Raw genomic sequence first — 17,084 nt, 5'->3', positions numbered from 1 at the left:
AGCCGAATCCGCGCATGGGGGCGATCGGAAAAGGAGAAGCTATTCCTGAAGCAGGCCGTGGCCGCGCGTGACTTTGGCAGCGGGCTGTAACTTTTGACGGGAGGGATTATCCTTTGGCCAGAACATTGCGTGAAATTATGACGACAGACGTTTCTACGGTTACATTGAAAGACAACGTATATGAAGTCGCAGTGAAGATGAAGCAGGAGGACACCGGATTTATCCCGGTCGTGGAAGGCAAGAAACTGATCGGCGTCATTACCGACCGCGACCTCGTGATCCGGGGATTTGCCGAGAAAAAAGAAGGGTCGACCGCGATCAAGGAAGTCATGAGCGATCGCGTCGTTTCGGTGCCTCCCGATACGACAGTGGACGAAGCGGCGAAAGTGATGGCCAAGGAGCAAATTCGCCGTTTGCCGGTCGTTGAGAACAGCGAGCTCGTGGGTATCGTTTCGATCGGCGACCTTGCGGTGCGCGATAAATTCGAGGATGAGGCGGGCGAAGCGCTCAGCCAAATTTCCGAGAAGGACAAGCAGCCGGTCTAATCCGCAATGCCAAACGTTCATCCGCTCACGCGGCTGGACGTTTTTTATATATCCTCATCGAATCTTCTTTAATCTAAAGCTTTTTTTATGTTGTCTTGTTCACGTGTGCATAGTATAATAAGATTGTCGCGTAAATGCTTACATTAACAATTATATAGCTGTGAGAGGCAGGGGAAACGATGGATAAAGTACGTTTCGGCATCGTCGGAATCGGGAACATGGGCAAGGGTCACGAGGGCTATTTTGCCAAGAATGAGATCAAGGGCGGCGAACTGACTGCGATGGTGGACACGGATCCTTCGAAGCTGGATTGGGCTCGTTGCCATTACGGCGACCGCTATCAACTGTTTGACAACCTGGACGCCTTCTTTGCATCCAAAGCGTTCGATGCTGTATTGATTTGCACGCCGCATTACGATCATCCGACAGTCGCCGTCGCCGCGTTCAAGCACGGATACCATGTGCTGGTAGAGAAACCGGCTGGCGTATACACCAAGCAAGTACGCGAGATGAACGAAGCTGCCGCGAAGTCGGATAAAGCGTTCGGCATTATGTACAACCAGCGCACGAACCCGCTGTATCAGAAGCTGCGCGATTTGATCACATCCGGAGAACTTGGCGAAGTGCGCCGCACGAACTGGATTATTACGAACTGGTATCGCTCTCAAAGCTATTACGATTCGGGCGGCTGGCGCGCAACGTGGGCCGGTGAAGGCGGCGGTGTGCTGATCAACCAAGATCCGCATCAGCTCGACCTGTGGCAGTGGACGGTCGATATGATGCCGATGCGCGTCCGTGCGTTCTGCCATTTCGGCAAATACCGCAACATTGAAGTAGAAGACGACGTGACCGCCTATGTCGAATACGAGAACGGCGCAACGGGCCTGTTCGTGACGACGACAGGGGAAGCGCCGGGAACGAACCGCTATGAAGTCACGGGCGACCGCGGCAAAATCGTCATCGAGGACGGGAAAATGACGTTCTGGCGGCTGGTTGTGCCGGAGCCGGAGTTCAACGCCAAGTTCAAAGGCGGTTTTGGATCGCCGGAGTGCTGGAAATGCGAAATTCCGGTTAAAGGGTCTGACGGTACGCAGCATAAGGGGATTACGCAAAACTTCGTCGATCATATCCTTAAGGGGACCAAGCTGCTCGCGCCGGGCGAAGAAGGCATCAAAGGCTTGACGCTGTCCAATGCGATGCATTTGTCCACTTGGACCGACAATTGGGTCGATCTGCCGATTAACGAAGATTTGTATTACGAGAAGCTCCAGGAGCGCATCAAGTTCTCCAGCTTCAAAAAAGTAACCAGCGAATTGAAACATATGGACGTCAGCGGCACGCACTAATGCGGGCAGCCTAAAGAGAGAGGTCATGGACCCCTCTCTTTATTTTTTTCCATCGGCCCACAGGCCTTTTTTGCTTTCCCGCGCCTGGCGCTCCAGCTTTCGGAACATATCCTGGAACATGACGTTAGGCGCAATCGACATCGTATTCGCATAGCCGTCGCGGATAAGCATCTCGTTGAACATGACGGGATCGCCTTCAATGAAGACATAGCGCAGCAAACGTCCGTATTTGTCTTTATCCCCGGCATCGGCGAACATGTACACGGTTTTCCCCGTCAGCTTTGATTTGGTAAATTGGCTTGCTTCTTTTCCGTATTTTTCGACAGGCGAGCCGGGTTTCACCGTCTCCGGTGTGTTGACGCCGATCAACCGAACTTTGTCCCCCGTTTTTGTCTCGAACGTGTCGCCGTCTACAACGCGCTTGACTTCCGTCGTTGTAGCTTTCCGGTCTTTCAGCGCAGGGTATTGCTTGTAAATTTGCTGGACGAAATCGCCCGCTGCGCCTTGCTTCGCGCCTCCCCCGCAAGCTGTTGCCAGCAGCGTCAGGATCATAACGGCGATCAGCTTGTGCCAAATGTTCATTTTCCATTCCTTCATATTTCCATTCCTCCCGCTCCCGCAATATATTGTAGGGCTTGCCGCCATCGCTTGCAAATGCCGCTTACAAACCGATGTTTAAATCCGGCGTGTTCCCCTCATACTAAAGCTATCTGTTAAAGTTTGGAGGGACCGGCATGCCATTTCATAAAGAACGGCCGCTTGTCGTTCAGAACGATTTTTGCATTTTGCTGGAGACGCGCCATCCGGATTTTGATGAAGTGCGGGCGGGATTGATACGCTTCGCCGATCTGGTCAAATCGCCGGACAATGTTCATACATACCGGATGTCGTCGCTGTCGCTGTGGAATGCGGCCGCCGCGGGTTTGACGTCGGAGGAAGTCGTCGAATTTCTGGAACGATGGTCCAAGTTCGGCGTTCCAGCCGCCGTCAAGCAGGATATTCGCCGGTTTGTCGAACGGTATGGCCTGGTGCGCATCGAGAAGCTCGGGGAAGACCTGCTGCTTATTTCTGAAGATGTCGACATCATTAAGGAAATGGTGTCCTATAAATCGCTGCGCTCGTACGGGCTGTGCCAGGTGGATACGCAGACGCTGCGCTTTTCGCCGCTGTATCGCGGTATGCTCAAGCAGGAGCTGATCAAGCTCGGTTATCCGGTGGAGGATTTGGCCGGATACAGCCAAGGCGAGGCGCTCCCTATTCGGCTGAGAACGGATTGCAGCGAGGAAGGGACGTTCGCTCTTCGCGATTACCAGCACAAGGCGGTGGAGTCGTTTTATAAGGAAGGGAGCATGCGGGGAGGAAGCGGCGTCCTCGTCCTGCCGTGCGGCGCGGGCAAAACGGTGATCGGCATCGCCGCGATGGAACGGCTCGGCTGCGCGACGCTGATCTTAACGTCGAACGGCACATCGGTAAGGCAGTGGAAGCGTGAAATATTGGAAAAGACGGACGTTTCAGAAGAGATGGTCGGCGAATACACCGGAACGCAAAAAGAAGTTCGCCCGATCACAATCGCGACATATCAAATACTGACATACCGGAAGTCGAAGGACGATCCGTTTGTCCATATGGATTTGTTCAACAAACGGGACTGGGGATTGATTGTTTACGACGAAGTACATTTACTGCCGGCCCCGGTATTTCGCATGACGGCCGACATACAGGCGACCCGGCGGCTCGGCTTGACCGCGACATTAATCCGAGAGGACGGGCGGGAGGATGACGTCTTTTCTTTGGTCGGACCGAAACGCTACGAGATGCCATGGAAGGATCTGGAGACCAAAGGCTGGATTGCCGGCGTTGAATGCGTAGAGGTCAGGATACCGATGACGGAAGGCGAGCGCGAAGCTTATGAAGCTTCGGACGCCCGGCAAAAGATGAAGCTGGCGAGCGTCAATCCGTTGAAATTGGACGCTGTCGAGCGGCTGCTGCAGCAGCATGCGACGGAGCCGGTGCTCATTATCGGTCAATATTTGGATCAGCTGCACCACATCGCCGAACGGACCGGCGCGCCAATGATCAGCGGAGAGATGGCGCATGAAAAGCGGGAAACGCTGTATAGCGCATTCCGCAGCGGAGAGATTCGCGTGCTGATCGTATCGAAGGTAGCCAATTTTGCCGTCGATTTGCCGGATGCGGCGGTGGCGGTGCAAGTATCGGGCAGCTTTGGCTCCAGACAAGAGGAAGCGCAGAGGCTCGGCCGTATTTTGCGTCCGAAAGCGGGAGCGAATCAGGCGTTTTTTTATTCGATTGTGAGCGAGGGGACGAAAGAGCAGGAGTTTGCGCTCAACCGCCAGCTGTTTTTGATCGAGCAGGGCTACCGGTACCGGATTGAATCGGTGAACGCGGCGGCGACGCGTGATGAGGAAGGAGCAGTAGCACAATGAACTATGCGGAGCTGTTGAAGCGAATGCCGTCCGAGCTGCGGCGAAGTCTCGAGACGGAGCTGTACCGGCCGTGGCTAAGCCGTGGCGTATCGCTCGCGGACGTTTGCACGGACCCGGTCGTCATGGAGACGATCCTGGGCCGCATGAACGAAACGGAACGAATGGTGCTAAGAACACTCGTTCTTTATATTGGCAGCGAGCCCTTTGACGAGGCGCGGCTTGAGAAGGCGGCATCGCCCGTATTGTCCGGGGCGGAAATGCGGCATGGCCTGAGCGGGCTGATGCGCAAAGGAATCGTATTCGCCTTTCGCAAAACGTGGGGAGAATATTTGTACTTGCTTCCCGCTGATGGATTCAGAACGTGGCGCGAGTTGGTACTGCCTGCTGTACATTCCTCCGCTCCCGAGCGATCGGGGGATGACGTCATGCCGGAAGTGACTCGCAGCGCGCGGCTCGGTTTGCGTCTGGAGCTGTTCCAAGCGCTTGTATTCGCTGCCCGGCATGGGTTGAAGCTGTCGAAGGGCGGCACGGTACATAAGAAGCAGTTGCAGAAGCTCGCGGAGCAGATCAGCCTGGACGAAGCGCTGCTGCAGGGCGCCTCGCTCAAGTATGCTTATGCAGACGCCTATTCGCTGCCGGTGGCCGTCGCATTGGACTTTTTGCTGCGGCTGCAGCTGCTCACGTCAAACGGAGACGAGCTGGAGCTGCAGCCCGGTGCGATCGAAGAATGGCTTTCGATGCCGCCGGAAGCGCAAACGAAACGGTTGTACGCGCAGTGGAAGCAGCTGACGTGGCCGGCGCAAGCGTGGATGCAGCATGCTGTGTGCATGGCGGAACGGCTTGCTTCCGGCGGACAATGGTTTCAAGCGGACACATTGATAGCCTGGTTGGCGGAGTTAGGGATATTGGAGCGGCACGAGACGGAGGAGGATCCGCGTCGTCTGCTGCAGGAACGGTGGCTGCAGCCGCTGGTAGCATTCGGCTGGATAGAGGAAGGCCGAAGCCTGACAGCGGACGAGGCGTGGTTTCGGTGGGTCGAGCAGCCGGTTCCGGCTGCGGCCGAAGAAGCGGACGCTTCGGAAGACGGAGCCTTGATGATCCAGCCGGATTTTGAAATCTTCGCGCCTCCCGATGTGCCCGGGAAGGTGCTCTGGGAGCTGTGCTGTCTGGCCGACACGGTGCGGCTCGATCAGATCAGCGTGTTCAAGCTGACGAAAAACAGTGTGCGCCGGGCGCTGGATAACGGCAGAACGGCCGAAGCGATCGCTGCGTTTCTGGAGGAGCGCGCGTTGTACGGCGTGCCGGAGCATGTCCGGCTGGCGGTGGAGCAGTGGGCGGCGCCGTACGGCAAGACGCGCTTCCTGCAGGCATGCCTGCTGCGCTGCGCGGATGAAGCGACCGCGCAATCGCTGGAGCGGATTCCCGGGGCGGTCTCTTATTTGCGCGAGAAACTCGGCGGCACGCATTATTTGATTGCGCCGGACGACGTCAAGCCGCTGGCCGCGGCGCTTGAGAAAGCGGGCTGGCTCCCGGGGCTCTTGCCGGACACTGGCGGAAATGGTCCGGCAGCGCAAGCGATAACGTATCCAAAGCTGGACGTGCTCGGGGAGAACAGCCTTCAAGAGCGGCGCGAACCGACGGGAGACAAAGGCTTCATCTATTCCCGCACCTCGGTCGCCTACTATGAAATGGAAGCGCGCATCCCGAGTGCGGCGGATTTATATCCCGACTATGCGGATATTCCCGCCAGCTGGCTGAAAGACTATCGCGCCTACCACGCGTCGACGCGCAAAGAAATGGTGGAGCAGGCGATTCGGATGAAAACGGTGCTGCAAATCCGCAAAAACGGCTGCGATTACCGGATCGCCCCGCATAAGCTGCAGGACACACGTGGCAGCTGGTGCATGACGGGGATTGTCCGCACGGCCGAATCGGCCGATCCGGCCGCGGAAATGCGGCTCATGCCGGAGGAATGGCAGGAGATGAAGCTGATTCTTCCTGGCATTAATGATAAATATTTATATTAATGTAGCTCGGCGAATGTGATATGATAGAGAGGTAGATGCAAAGGACAAATGGATGAGCGAAAGGCAGGTGCTTGAACCATGGCGATCATGGAACCGCAGACGCTCGACATGTCTGCTATCTTGCTGGGGGCTTACGAGCTTGCCGACATGATAAAAAATTCCGCGGAAACGGCGGATTACCTATATTGGAAACAACGCAAGGACGAGGATCAGGAAGTGAAGCGGCTCATGCCGCTGCTTAACCGGAAGAAGGAGCTGTTCGAGGAAACCCAGCGCTTCGGGCATTATCATCCGAATTACCACGAAGCGATGGACCAGGTCAATGAAGTGATTCGGCAGCTCGATGCGATTGAGTGCGTAAACCGCTTCAAGGATGCGGAGCGCAAGCTCGACGAACTGCTGCACGAAGTGTCGCAATCGATCGCATTTGCCGTCTCCGATACGATCAAGGTTCCGGGCAACGACCCGCTTGACAGCGGCGGCGGCTGCTCGACCGGCGGGAGCTGCAGCGGCAAATGCGGCTAACGAGCTGCCCGGTTCAGCTTCGTTGAAGCCGGAACACCGGCCGGATGATGCCGACCGTTTCGCCGCGGCGATTCGTGACCGCAGGCTGATGGAACGCCTCGAGCTGATCCGCTTCGGACGGTGACAGCAGACCGAGCTGGAGCAGCGCTTCAGTAGCCGCAGGATACAGCGCGCGCTCGGCGCCGTCCTCGATCTTGAGCGCGAGGCCGAGGCCCTCCTGTGGAACGGTAAGCGCATAGACGCCTTCGGCACCCATCTTGCCGATGATGCGACCGCCGGTTACTTCGGCGAGCCGGGTGTCATATCGCCCGGTACCGGCTACATAATAGGGCGCCGCGCGCATGGCGCTGATTACCTGTCGGCAGGCGTCCGCCCTTGGCGCGGACAGCTCCTCAGGCCGGCCCAGTCGCGCGTATCCATACGCCAGCGCCGACAGGGGCATGGCAAATACCGGCACGCCACAGCCGTCCGTTCCGAGGCCGATGCTTTCCGGAGCGACGCCGCACATCTCCGCGACCGTCTGGAGCATTTTTAGCTGGACAGGATGAGCCGTTGCGGTATACTGTTGAGTAGGCGCCTGCAAAAGAACCGACAATGCGAGCATGCCGGCATGTTTGCCGGAGCAGTTATTGTGCAGCGGCGTCGCAGTTTGCCCGGATTGCTTGAGCGCGTCCGCAGCCGGCCTGTAGAGCGGCTCGTGCACGCCGCACCTAAGAGCGCTTTCATCGAGTCCTGATTTCCGAAGCACGGCCAGCGCGGTTTCGGCATGCGCCGATTCTCCATTGTGGGATGCGCAGCAAAGCGCGAGTTCGGCCGGGGTGAAGCTATAGCGCTCCAAGCCGCCGGCTTCGAGCAGCGGGATCGCCTGAATCGGTTTGGCGGTAGAGCGGATATACGTATAATAATCCGGATTTCCGGTGAACGCTATCGTATGACGGCGGAAATCAACGACGGATATATGCCCGCGGTGCACGCTTTCCGTCATCGCTCCCCGAGTGACTTCGATTAATATTTGTGCTGCAGCGGAAGACGACATGATGATCGTTCCTTTCCCAAAAATATAATGGCAATGAAAGAAGGGTTTTCCCATGTTTACCGAGCGTAGCGGCATCATCGTGTGGGTTAATGATTTGAAGGCGGCAGGCAAGCATTTGGAGAAGTACGGCAACGTCCATTTTATATCCAAAAAGCTGCATTACGCCGCTATGTACGTCTATGCGAGTCGGCTCGACGAGACGGTCAAACAACTGCAAAGGCTTCCGTTCGTTAAGAAAGTCGAGCGGTCTTACCGCAGTGAAATCAAAACCGAGTATAACAGTAATATTCCTGATAAAACAAGATTCTACACGCTATAATTTGCACGCTCCTATACGATACGCCTGGCATGAAGCTTCTGTTCGCAGAAGCTTTTTTGTTTTTTGTGATTTGTTTTCGAAATGTAGGTTTTCTAAAGATTTTTTAAGTTGATTCTGTGCCTAAATGAACTAAAATAATAGATAAGCGATCATACAGTACATAGGTTTAAAGAACTATTTTTATAGGAAGAGGGTATGGATAATGGGCTCGAGCAAAATCGAAGGTTTGGAGAAGAACGAAACGAATACGACTCTTCTTGGCAACAGAAGGATTGCAGAGATCATCATCACTCATCATGCCCGAAGCCGCTGGGCGGATCGCGTGGAGTCGGAGAAGACCGGTTTCGCGGATATTTCCGCTTTTTTATGGAGCAAACTGAAGACGGATTCCATACGCACCTATTACAAGAACGAGCAGGACGTGTTCCTGATCGATGAAGACTTGGTGATGGTCGCGGAATTTACGCCCGTACAACCTGAATATAAAGGACCGGGACCCGTTTATTATAAAATGATCGTCGTGACGTTTCTCGGCCGTATGTCCGAAACGATGGAGCTTCGGGATTTGCGCTCCTACTATTCATGGTTGCGTCATTCTCGGCGGATGACGCTCATTAAGAACAGCCGGAAACGAAGATAATAGGCGAATGATCCGGGAGGTGTGCCGAAAATCAGGCATGCCTCTTTGTTTTTTGGTATAATGTGTAGTATTCATGCTCCACCGGAGGAACAATCATGGCGCTTAATTTTCATCAGCTTCACATTTTTTATACCGTTGCGGAAAAAGGCAGCTTCTCGCACGCCGCACAGGCGCTTCATATGACGCAGCCCGCCGTAACGATGCAGGTGCAGTCGCTGGAGGAGTATTTCGGCACAAAGCTGTTTCTGCGCTCCACCAAGCGGGTGGAGCTGACGGAAGCGGGACGAACCTTGCTGCCGTACGCCAAGCAGAGCATCGAGCTGATCAAGGAAACGGGCATTCGCATGTCCCGCTTTACGCATATGCTGGAAGACCGTCTTCATTTGGGGGCAAGCCTGACAGTCGGCGAATATATATTGCCGCGGCTGCTCGGGCCGTTCAGCAGCGAATACCCGAACATATCCGTCAGCATGAAAGTGATCAATACGAAGCAAATTCTCGACGAGGTGCTGGCGCACCAGCTGACGTTCGGGCTTGTCGAGGCGGAGGTGCATCACCCCGACGTGCACACCGAAGCGGTGCTCAGCGACGAGCTAAAGCTGATCGTGCCGCGAAATCATCCGCTGGCCGGGAAGGAAAGCGTCACCGTCGAAGAGATGCTCCATTATCCGTTCGTGCTTCGGGAGCAAGGATCCGGAACGCGGACCGTCATGGAGGAGGAGCTCGAGCGGGCCGGTTACGACCGCGACGCGCTCAAAATCGTCATGGAGCTTGGCAGCACCGGCGCGGTGAAATCGGCGGTGGAAGCGGGGCTGGGCATTTCGATTTTATCGCAATCGTCGGTCAAGCATGAGTCCGCGCTCGGCGTCATCCAGGTGAAGGACGTGGAAGGGGTCAGCTTTGGCCGCAGCTTTCACGCGATCTACCTGAACTCTACGCTGCTGCCGATTTCGGCCGTGACGTTCCTTACGTTTTTGCGGGAGAAAGATTTAAGCCAGTGGCTGTAACACGGAGCCAGGGAGAATGCATCCGCCCGGCTGCACCGCACAAGCGCGGGCCAGCGATGCAATGAACGATAGAAAAGGGGATGTCAGCATGCCATTTGTCGATTTGCATTCACATACAACGGCGTCGGACGGCACGCAGCCTCCGGCGGACAACGTAAAACTGGCTGCCGCAGCTGGTCTGGCTGCTGTAGCCATAACGGATCACGATACCGTCGCGGGGCTGGCAGAAGCGATCGAAGCCGGTAAGGAATACGGGATCGAGGTTGTGCCGGGGGTTGAAATCAGCACCGTACATGCCGGCCAAGACATTCATGTTCTCGGCTATTTCATCGACTGGAAAGACGAGACGTTCTTGTCGAGACTCGCCGAACTTCGGCGTGTGCGCGACCGGCGCAACGATATGATTATTGAGAGGCTGCAGGCATTGGGACTCGAGGTGACCATGGACGATGTGATGGCTTCGCTCATGGCCTCGAAGAAGGCGGAAGAAACCGTCGGACGGCCGCATATCGCCGATGCACTCGTCCGCAAAGGCTATGTCGCGAACATGGCCGAGGCGTTCGAACGCTATTTGGCCAAGGGAGCGGCCGCGTATATCAACCCGCCGCGGATCGAGCCGATTACCGCGATCCAGTGGATTCTGGAAGCGGGAGGAGCGCCGGTATTGGCGCATCCGGGGCTGTACGATCAAGATGACATCATTCCGCAGCTGAAGGAAGCCGGGCTGGTCGGTCTAGAGGCGTACCATTCGGATCATACGCCGGAGCAAGAGACGCATTATACGGCGTTAGCCGAGTCGCTGGGACTGACGATTACGGCCGGTTCCGATTTTCACGGGGAGCGGGGAGGCGTCGTGTTTCACGCGCCGCTGGGCGCAAGGCGCATCGATGCGAGCGTGTGCAAGCGGCTGTACGAGCAGAGAGGCGGACGGCCATGAACATTCGCAAAGCGATCATTCCCGCAGCGGGCCTAGGCACCCGCTTCCTGCCCGCGACGAAGGCGCAGCCGAAGGAAATGCTGCCGATCGTCGACAAGCCGGCCATTCAATATATCGTGGAAGAAGCGATCTCGTCGGGCATCGAGGACATTATTATCGTCACGGGCCGGCACAAGCGCGCGATCGAGGATCATTTCGACAAATCGATCGAGCTGGAAGCGGCGCTCGAGCATAAAGGCTCGCTGGAGCTGCTCGAAATCGTGCGTTCTGTATCGAATTTGGCCGATGTGCATTACATCCGGCAGAAAGAACCGCTCGGGCTCGGGCATGCGGTGCTGACAGCGCGCAAGTTTATCGGGAACGAGCCGTTCGCCGTCCTGCTCGGAGACGATATCATTCGCTCGGAGAAGCCGTGTCTCAAGCAAATGATCGAGCTGTACGAGCAAACGGAGACATCCGTCATTGCCGTGCAGGAAGTGCCTTGGGAGGACGTTGGCAAGTACGGCATCGTTTCGCCGGATCCGCTCACTGCATCGGACCGGCACTGCTACATCGACGACTTGGTCGAGAAGCCGGAACGCGACAAGGCGCCGTCCAATTTGGCCGTCATCGGCCGCTACATCATCATGCCGGAAATTTTCGCTATTCTCGAAAACAGCAAGCCGGGCCGCAACGGCGAGATTCAGCTGACGGATGCGCTGGGCGAATTGAACCGAATGAGGCGGATGATCGCCTGCCAATTCGATGGAAAACGGTACGACGTCGGCGATAAGCTCGGGTTCGTGGAGGCCACCGTCGAAATGGCGCTGGCTAGCGACGAGCTGAATGAACCGCTGAAGCAATATTTGCGCAGGCTAATAAAGGAACTTTAAGAGAAGAGACGCATCAGCAACGAGTGCAAGCGAACAAATGGACTCAGCTGGGGCTAGAGTTCCCCCCATGCTCGGATTTGTCCGGCGCAGCCCCGTACAAGTTAAAAGGACCTCGGTATTCACGGTTAAGTGGATATCGAGGTCCTTTTTGCTTGTAGACGGAACGGATGCAGCGAGGCGGTACAAAACCATCGTCACCCGGTATAGAGGCCCGCCTCTGTATGGCAGAGTAGCGCTATTTCAGCTGCATCGGCATTTGCTTGATATGCTCGGCATCCGGCGTAATGAACAGCGTCTTCTGATGATCGTAGATAACGAAGCCGGGCTTGGCGCCGCTGGGCTTCCGGACATGCTTGATCAGCGTATAATCGACAGGCACCTGGCTCGATTGCTTGGCCTGGCTGAAATAGGCCGCCAGTTGGGCGGCTTCGTTCAAAGTCGCTTCCCCATACTCCGGGCTGCGGATGACGACATGAGAGCCCGGAATGTCTTTCGTATGGAGCCAGGTGTCGCCCGCATGCGCAAGCCGGTTCGTCAAATATTCGTTTTGCGTATTGTTTTTGCCGACATACAGCGGAATGCCCTCGCTTGACGTATAGCAGGCCAGAACGGGCTTTTGATTCGGCTTTTTTTTGCGCCCTTTTTTGTTCCGCGCGCGCAAATACCCTTGTTCCGCCAGCTCCTCGCGAATTTCCTCGATATCGCTAAGTCCTGCGCTGTCAAGCTGCTGCAGCAGGTTATCCATATAAAGGATTTCCATGTTGGCCTGTGCCATTTGCTCGCTTACCGCGGCTAGGCTATTTTTGCTTTTCGTATATTTTTTGAAATAACGCTGGGCATTTTCAGACGGCGTGAGCAGCGGGTCCAGCTCGATGGTGACGGGGCGCTGCTCTTCGTCGTAATAATTGATCACTTCGATCTGCTTATCACCTTTGCGGATCAGGTGCATCGAGGAGGTCAGCAGCTCGCCCACAATGCGGAACCGGTCCGCCTGCTGGGCGTCCGCGAGCGTTTCCTCCAGCTTCTCGAGCTTTTTGACGTTTTTGCTGCGCTCGTTCGTAAGCAGCCGAAGCAAGTCCGAGACACGCTGCTTGACCGTATCCCGTTCCGCTTTATCCCCGAAATACGCCTCAAGGCAAGCGCTGACCGTCTCGAACCGGGTCTTCTTTCCCTCGATATGGGTCAATTCGATGACCGAGAAGAACGTTTTGCCGGTTTGCTCCTGCAGCACCATGTTCGTGTCCGGCTGATGGGCTTGCAGCCGCCCGGTCACTTCGCGGAACGGCTCCCACAGGCTGACGGCAAAATCAGCCGGGTTCGCGATTTCGGCCGCGCCGCTTTCCGCTTTCATCGCACGATGCACAAGCTCTTTGGCGGCCAGCGGGCTAAATCCGCTGAACTGCCTTACGATCGCCTGCTCCCACCAGCGCGGGGCTGCGCCAGGCACGCCTTCGGCGACGTTTTCTTCCGCGTCCGCGAGCATATGCCAGAAGGCGGAGGCAAACCGTTCCTTGCCCCAGCCGAAAGGAAGCTCTTTATGCTGCTCCGGCGGCGCGGTATAAGCGCTCCCGGGCATAACGATGCGGTAGGAACTGATTGCTGGGGTGACATGGTGGATGCCGTCGAGAATCGTTCCGGCTATCGGGTCCAACAAAATGATGTTGCTGTGGCGTCCCATAATTTCGACCACGATCAGCTTGGTGCTAATATCGCCGAGCTCGTCCCGCTGGCGTATTTTTATATGAACCACGCGTTCCATTCCCGGCTGTTCGATCGCTTCAATGACGCCGCCCTCGCAATGCTTGCGGAGCAGCATGCAGAACATCGGGGCTTCCAACGGATTGATGTAGCTTTGTTCGGTAAGATGCACTCTCGGATAAGTCGGGTTGGCGGATAGCAGTAGCTTTACCCCGCTGCCGGATATCCGAAGCTGCATCACGATATCATTTTCGGTGGGCATTTGAATTTTATTGATTCTGCCGCCGACACAGCGCTGCAGCTCATGCACGAGGCTGTGTACGACGAGACCGTCTAACGACATGCTGTACAACTCCATTTCTTCATCGCCGCAGCCGGAGAAAAGAATCGGCCGCGGCGGCTTAATAAGCGCTACCTTCTATCATGCCATATTTTATGGGAAAACTTAAGCTTTTTTCAACCGCTGACACCCGTTGCGGGAGCGGGAACAGACTGCGTGGGGTTCGAACGAACCGCGCAGCGCCGCAATGCGCGCTTGGGATTCGCGTCAAGGCCTGTGCTGTCCCGCGAATCCGGTCAAGACGGGAGTGTCTGCGAATGTGGCAACATTTCGTGCTATTTTGCGGCTTGTCTGAATACATTTAGGCTAGACAACCTTTTGGATGGGACGAACCCGGGCAGCTCAGTCATGTCGCTAAGCGGCTGCGGGAACGTGTTACCCATTCATGTTTCAAGCACCGTCGGTGCCATAAGTTGTGGGAGGGAGAAGCAAATGAGTCAGAAACAGTGGTACCAGATGACGGCGGAGGAGATCTTGGAGCAGACCGGGACCAATCCCGCCGGAGGACTGACTGCGGAAGAAGCGCGCGAGCGGCTTGCAGCTCACGGAGCCAACGAACTGGCGGATGGGGAGGGCGTATCGCCGCTGGCGTTGTTTCTGAACCAGTTCAAAGATTTCATGGTGCTGGTGCTGGTCGGAGCTACGCTCGTGTCGGGACTGCTTGGGGAATACCTTGACGCTGTCACGATTATGGCCATCATTATTATGAATGGTATCCTCGGCTTCGTACAGGAGTTTCGTGCCGAGCGTTCCTTGCGGGCGTTGAAGGAACTGTCAGCGCCGCTAGCCAAGGTGCTTCGCGGCGGGGCGTTGGAGCAAGTGCCGGCGAAGGAGCTGGTTGCCGGGGATGTCGTCCTGCTGGAAAGCGGGGATCGGATCCCGGCCGACCTTCGCTTCCTCGAAGCGTTTGGCACGTATGTGGAAGAATCGGCATTGACGGGAGAATCCGTCCCGGTCGCCAAACATACGGAAGCGTTGACCAGCGGTGAAGTGCCGCTCGGCGATCAGCGCAATCTCGGGTTTATGGGGACGATGATCACCCGGGGCACGGCCAAAGGGGTGGTCATCCGCACCGGGATGGATACGGAAATGGGAAAAATCGCCGATCTGATCCAAAATACCGACGCGATGGAAACGCCGCTGCAGCATCGTCTGGAGCAGCTGGGGAAAATATTGATCATCGTGGCGCTTGCGCTTACCGTGCTCGTCGTCGTCGCCGGCATCCTGCACGGGCAGGAGCCGTATGGCATGTTCCTAGCCGGCGTGTCGCTTGCGGTCGCGGCGATCCCCGAAGGGCTGCCAGCGATCGTTACGATCGCACTGGCGCTCGGGGTACAGCGGATGATCCAGCGCAAAGCAATTGTGCGCAAGCTGCCTTCCGTGGAAACGCTCGGATGCGCGTCGGTCATTTGCTCGGACAAAACGGGTACGCTGACACAAAACAAGATGACTGTGACGCATCTGTGGATCGGCGGCGACGTGCTGGAAGTGACCGGCGACGGCTACGATCCGCATGGCGAGATCATGAAGAACGGAAAGCCGATGGATGTCCGCAAAAACCAGATGCTCCGCAAGCTGATGCAAGTATCCGTGCTCTGCAACAACGCGGTGCTCCACGAGCAGCGGGGCGAAGCGAAAAAGAAAAAAGGTGAAGAGGCTCCGCCCGTGTGGAACATCAAGGGCGATCCGACGGAAGGGGCGCTTGTCGTGCTGAGCGCGAAGGCGGGCGTTACTCAGCAAACGCTAGACGGCCTGTACCGCCGCGTGACCGAAATGCCTTTCGATTCGGAACGGAAACGGATGTCCGTCGTTGTCGAGCATCAGGGCGGACGCATGGTATGCACGAAGGGCGCGCCGGATGTGCTGTTGTCGCAATGCGCTTATGTACTGTGGGACGACAAGGTGATTCCGTTCACTCCGACGCTCAAGCAAAAAGTGCTCGCGGCCAACGAAGGAATGGCGAAAAACGCGCTCCGCGTACTCGGTCTCGCGTATCGCGATATGAAGCCATCGGAGCGGTGCGAGCAGGAAGAAGAAGTGGAAACACACCTGATCTTCATCGGCTTGACAGGGATGATCGATCCGCCCCGGCGCGAGGTGCGTGAAGCGATCGTCAAGTGCAGGCGTGCCGGCATCAAGACTGTGATGATTACCGGTGACCATCAGACGACGGCCGAAGCGATCGCCCGACAGCTCGGGATCTTGCCGACGGACGGGCTTGCCTTGAACGGGCAGCAGCTCAGCAGCCTGAGCGACGAAGAGCTCGACAAGCACGTGGACAACGTGTACGTCTATGCGAGAGTATCGCCGGAGCATAAGCTTCGCATCGTCAAGTCGCTGCAGCGCCAAGGTCATGTCGTGGCAATGACCGGCGACGGCGTGAACGATGCCCCGGCGATCAAGGCGGCCGACATCGGGATCGCCATGGGGATCAGTGGCACGGACGTATCCAAGGAAGCTTCCGCGCTCGTACTGAGCAACGATAATTTCGCGACGATCGTCTCCGCGATTGAAGAAGGCCGCGGCATTTATGAAAATATACGCAAGTTTATCCGTTATTTGCTCGCTTCCAACGTCGGCGAAATTTTGACGATGTTCCTGGCCATGATGGCCGGCTTGCCGCTGCCGCTCGTGCCGATTCAAATTTTGTGGGTCAACCTGGTGACCGACGGCTTGCCGGCGATGGCGCTTGGCGTCGATCAGGCGGAAAAGGATCTGATGCAGCAAAAGCCGCGTCCGGCGAAAGAAAATATTTTCGCGCGGCGGCTGGGCTGGAAAATCGTGTCCCGCGGCATCCTGATCGGGCTCTGCACGCTGGCGGCGTTCTACATTACGCTGAAGCAGGGCCAGGACGGCCCGGACGCGCTGATCAAAGCGCAAACCGTCGCCTTCGTAACGCTGGTCATGGCCCAGCTCATTCACGTATTCGACTGCCGCAGCTCGCGCTCGATTTTCCACCGGAACCCGCTGCAGAACATATGGCTTGTCCTGGCGACTATTTCCTCGTTGCTGCTGATGCTGCCGGTGCTGTATGTCGACGCGCTGCGGCCGATCTTCAAAACCGTGCCGCTGGGGGCGGCTGACTGGTTCCTCGTGCTTGTCTTTGCGGGCATACCGACGTTCCTGATGGGACTGGGCAGCCTCATGAGCAAACCGGCAAAGCGCAAGCCGCTTTCGCTCGGCGGAGGACAGAAGCCGGTGAAGCCTATTGTCCGATAAGCTTCGAAGCGCAGGTGAGCAAGAGCGTGGCTCGTAAGAGTGAAAGGCCGGCCGGAATTCCGAATCCTCGGAATTCCGGCTTTTTAACGGCGCGGGAATTGAATATTTTATGAAAACCTATGCATGGTT

14 protein-coding genes are annotated in these 17,084 nt (G+C 56.6%); 11 read left to right on the top strand and 3 right to left on the bottom strand.

The genetic code is table 11. The annotated features are described in order from the left end of the window. Window positions 1-113 precede the first annotated feature (113 nt). Both KXG62_RS03295 and KXG62_RS03290 read left to right on the top strand, forming a co-directional pair. Window positions 114-545, top strand: coding sequence for a CBS domain-containing protein (locus KXG62_RS03295; protein WP_218090492.1), 432 nt, complete (start codon window positions 114-116; stop codon window positions 543-545). Window positions 546-724: 179 nt separating this feature from the next. Next, the gene (locus tag KXG62_RS03290) at window positions 725-1,891 is read left to right on the top strand and encodes a Gfo/Idh/MocA family protein (protein WP_218090491.1); all 1,167 of its coding nucleotides are present in this window, start codon (window positions 725-727) and stop codon (window positions 1,889-1,891) included. A 39-nt stretch (window positions 1,892-1,930) separates the two neighbouring features. Here KXG62_RS03290 and KXG62_RS03285 read toward each other — a convergent pair whose 3' ends face one another. Further along, window positions 1,931-2,488: a thermonuclease family protein gene (locus KXG62_RS03285; protein WP_246627269.1), complete on the bottom strand. Its 558-nt coding sequence runs from the start codon at window positions 2,486-2,488 to the stop codon at window positions 1,931-1,933. A 137-nt stretch (window positions 2,489-2,625) separates the two neighbouring features. Here KXG62_RS03285 and KXG62_RS03280 point away from each other — a divergent pair, with 137 nt between their 5' ends. From KXG62_RS03280 to KXG62_RS03270, 3 genes are all read left to right on the top strand, one after another. Next, window positions 2,626-4,335 carry a DNA repair helicase XPB gene (locus KXG62_RS03280; RefSeq protein ID WP_218090490.1) on the top strand — a complete coding sequence of 570 codons (1,710 nt, stop codon included), beginning with the start codon at window positions 2,626-2,628 and terminating at the stop codon, window positions 4,333-4,335. Further along, complete coding sequence (locus KXG62_RS03275) at window positions 4,332-6,362, top strand: helicase-associated domain-containing protein (protein ID WP_218090489.1); 2,031 nt, start codon at window positions 4,332-4,334, stop codon at window positions 6,360-6,362. The genes KXG62_RS03280 and KXG62_RS03275 overlap by 4 nt, the downstream gene beginning before the upstream one ends. 78 nt (window positions 6,363-6,440) lie before the next feature. Next, on the top strand, window positions 6,441-6,887 hold the full coding sequence (locus KXG62_RS03270) for a YlbF/YmcA family competence regulator (protein ID WP_218090488.1): 447 nt from the start codon (window positions 6,441-6,443) through the stop codon (window positions 6,885-6,887). A gap of 13 nt (window positions 6,888-6,900) precedes the next feature. Here the strand turns inward: KXG62_RS03270 and KXG62_RS03265 are convergent, their stop codons facing one another. Next, entirely contained in the window at window positions 6,901-7,923 is a 1,023-nt protein-coding gene (locus tag KXG62_RS03265; RefSeq protein ID WP_218090487.1) for an asparaginase, read from the bottom strand. A gap of 52 nt (window positions 7,924-7,975) precedes the next feature. Between KXG62_RS03265 and KXG62_RS03260 the strand changes: the two genes are divergently transcribed. The 5 genes from KXG62_RS03260 (at window position 7,976) to galU (ending at window position 11,698) form a co-directional block, all read left to right on the top strand. Further along, complete coding sequence (locus KXG62_RS03260; protein ID WP_218090486.1) at window positions 7,976-8,242, top strand: YlbG family protein; 267 nt, start codon at window positions 7,976-7,978, stop codon at window positions 8,240-8,242. A gap of 202 nt (window positions 8,243-8,444) precedes the next feature. After that, complete coding sequence (locus KXG62_RS03255; protein ID WP_218090485.1) at window positions 8,445-8,882, top strand: hypothetical protein; 438 nt, start codon at window positions 8,445-8,447, stop codon at window positions 8,880-8,882. Window positions 8,883-8,977: 95 nt separating this feature from the next. Further along, a complete protein-coding gene (locus tag KXG62_RS03250; RefSeq protein WP_218090484.1) occupies window positions 8,978-9,889 on the top strand; it encodes a selenium metabolism-associated LysR family transcriptional regulator in 912 nt (303 codons plus the stop codon). Between the two features lie 88 nt (window positions 9,890-9,977). After that, window positions 9,978-10,826: a PHP domain-containing protein gene (locus tag KXG62_RS03245; RefSeq protein WP_218090483.1), complete on the top strand. Its 849-nt coding sequence runs from the start codon at window positions 9,978-9,980 to the stop codon at window positions 10,824-10,826. Next, window positions 10,823-11,698 carry a UTP--glucose-1-phosphate uridylyltransferase GalU gene (gene galU, locus KXG62_RS03240; RefSeq protein WP_218090482.1) on the top strand — a complete coding sequence of 292 codons (876 nt, stop codon included), beginning with the start codon at window positions 10,823-10,825 and terminating at the stop codon, window positions 11,696-11,698. Before KXG62_RS03245 ends, galU begins: the two co-directional genes overlap by 4 nt. A 235-nt stretch (window positions 11,699-11,933) precedes the next feature. Here galU and KXG62_RS03235 read toward each other — a convergent pair whose 3' ends face one another. Continuing rightward, window positions 11,934-13,739 carry an Rqc2 family fibronectin-binding protein gene (locus KXG62_RS03235; RefSeq protein WP_218090481.1) on the bottom strand — a complete coding sequence of 602 codons (1,806 nt, stop codon included), beginning with the start codon at window positions 13,737-13,739 and terminating at the stop codon, window positions 11,934-11,936. 429 nt (window positions 13,740-14,168) lie between these two features. Here KXG62_RS03235 and KXG62_RS03230 point away from each other — a divergent pair, with 429 nt between their 5' ends. After that, the gene (locus KXG62_RS03230; RefSeq protein ID WP_218090480.1) at window positions 14,169-16,955 is read left to right on the top strand and encodes a calcium-translocating P-type ATPase, SERCA-type; all 2,787 of its coding nucleotides are present in this window, start codon (window positions 14,169-14,171) and stop codon (window positions 16,953-16,955) included. Window positions 16,956-17,084: the final 129 nt, after the last annotated feature.

Source organism: Paenibacillus solanacearum (assembly GCF_910593845.1).
Taxonomy (GTDB): domain Bacteria; phylum Bacillota; class Bacilli; order Paenibacillales; family NBRC-103111; genus Paenibacillus_G; species Paenibacillus_G solanacearum.
This window is presented reverse-complemented; position numbering and strand designations above follow the sequence as displayed.

Bases quoted from the DNA above. Each gene is read 5' to 3' on its own strand.
- KXG62_RS03290 (WP_218090491.1), top strand. From the start codon at position 725: ATGGATAAAGTACGTTTCGGCATCGTCGGAATCGGGAACATGGGCAAG.
- KXG62_RS03285 (WP_246627269.1), bottom strand. From the start codon at position 2,488: ATGAAGGAATGGAAAATGAACATTTGGCACAAGCTGATCGCCGTTATG.
- KXG62_RS03280 (WP_218090490.1), top strand. From the start codon at position 2,626: ATGCCATTTCATAAAGAACGGCCGCTTGTCGTTCAGAACGATTTTTGC.
- KXG62_RS03275 (WP_218090489.1), top strand. From the start codon at position 4,332: ATGAACTATGCGGAGCTGTTGAAGCGAATGCCGTCCGAGCTGCGGCGA.
- KXG62_RS03270 (WP_218090488.1), top strand. From the start codon at position 6,441: ATGGCGATCATGGAACCGCAGACGCTCGACATGTCTGCTATCTTGCTG.
- KXG62_RS03265 (WP_218090487.1), bottom strand. From the start codon at position 7,923: ATGTCGTCTTCCGCTGCAGCACAAATATTAATCGAAGTCACTCGGGGA.
- KXG62_RS03260 (WP_218090486.1), top strand. From the start codon at position 7,976: ATGTTTACCGAGCGTAGCGGCATCATCGTGTGGGTTAATGATTTGAAG.
- KXG62_RS03255 (WP_218090485.1), top strand. From the start codon at position 8,445: ATGGGCTCGAGCAAAATCGAAGGTTTGGAGAAGAACGAAACGAATACG.
- KXG62_RS03250 (WP_218090484.1), top strand. From the start codon at position 8,978: ATGGCGCTTAATTTTCATCAGCTTCACATTTTTTATACCGTTGCGGAA.
- KXG62_RS03245 (WP_218090483.1), top strand. From the start codon at position 9,978: ATGCCATTTGTCGATTTGCATTCACATACAACGGCGTCGGACGGCACG.
- galU (WP_218090482.1), top strand. From the start codon at position 10,823: ATGAACATTCGCAAAGCGATCATTCCCGCAGCGGGCCTAGGCACCCGC.
- KXG62_RS03235 (WP_218090481.1), bottom strand. From the start codon at position 13,739: ATGTCGTTAGACGGTCTCGTCGTACACAGCCTCGTGCATGAGCTGCAG.
- KXG62_RS03230 (WP_218090480.1), top strand. From the start codon at position 14,169: ATGAGTCAGAAACAGTGGTACCAGATGACGGCGGAGGAGATCTTGGAG.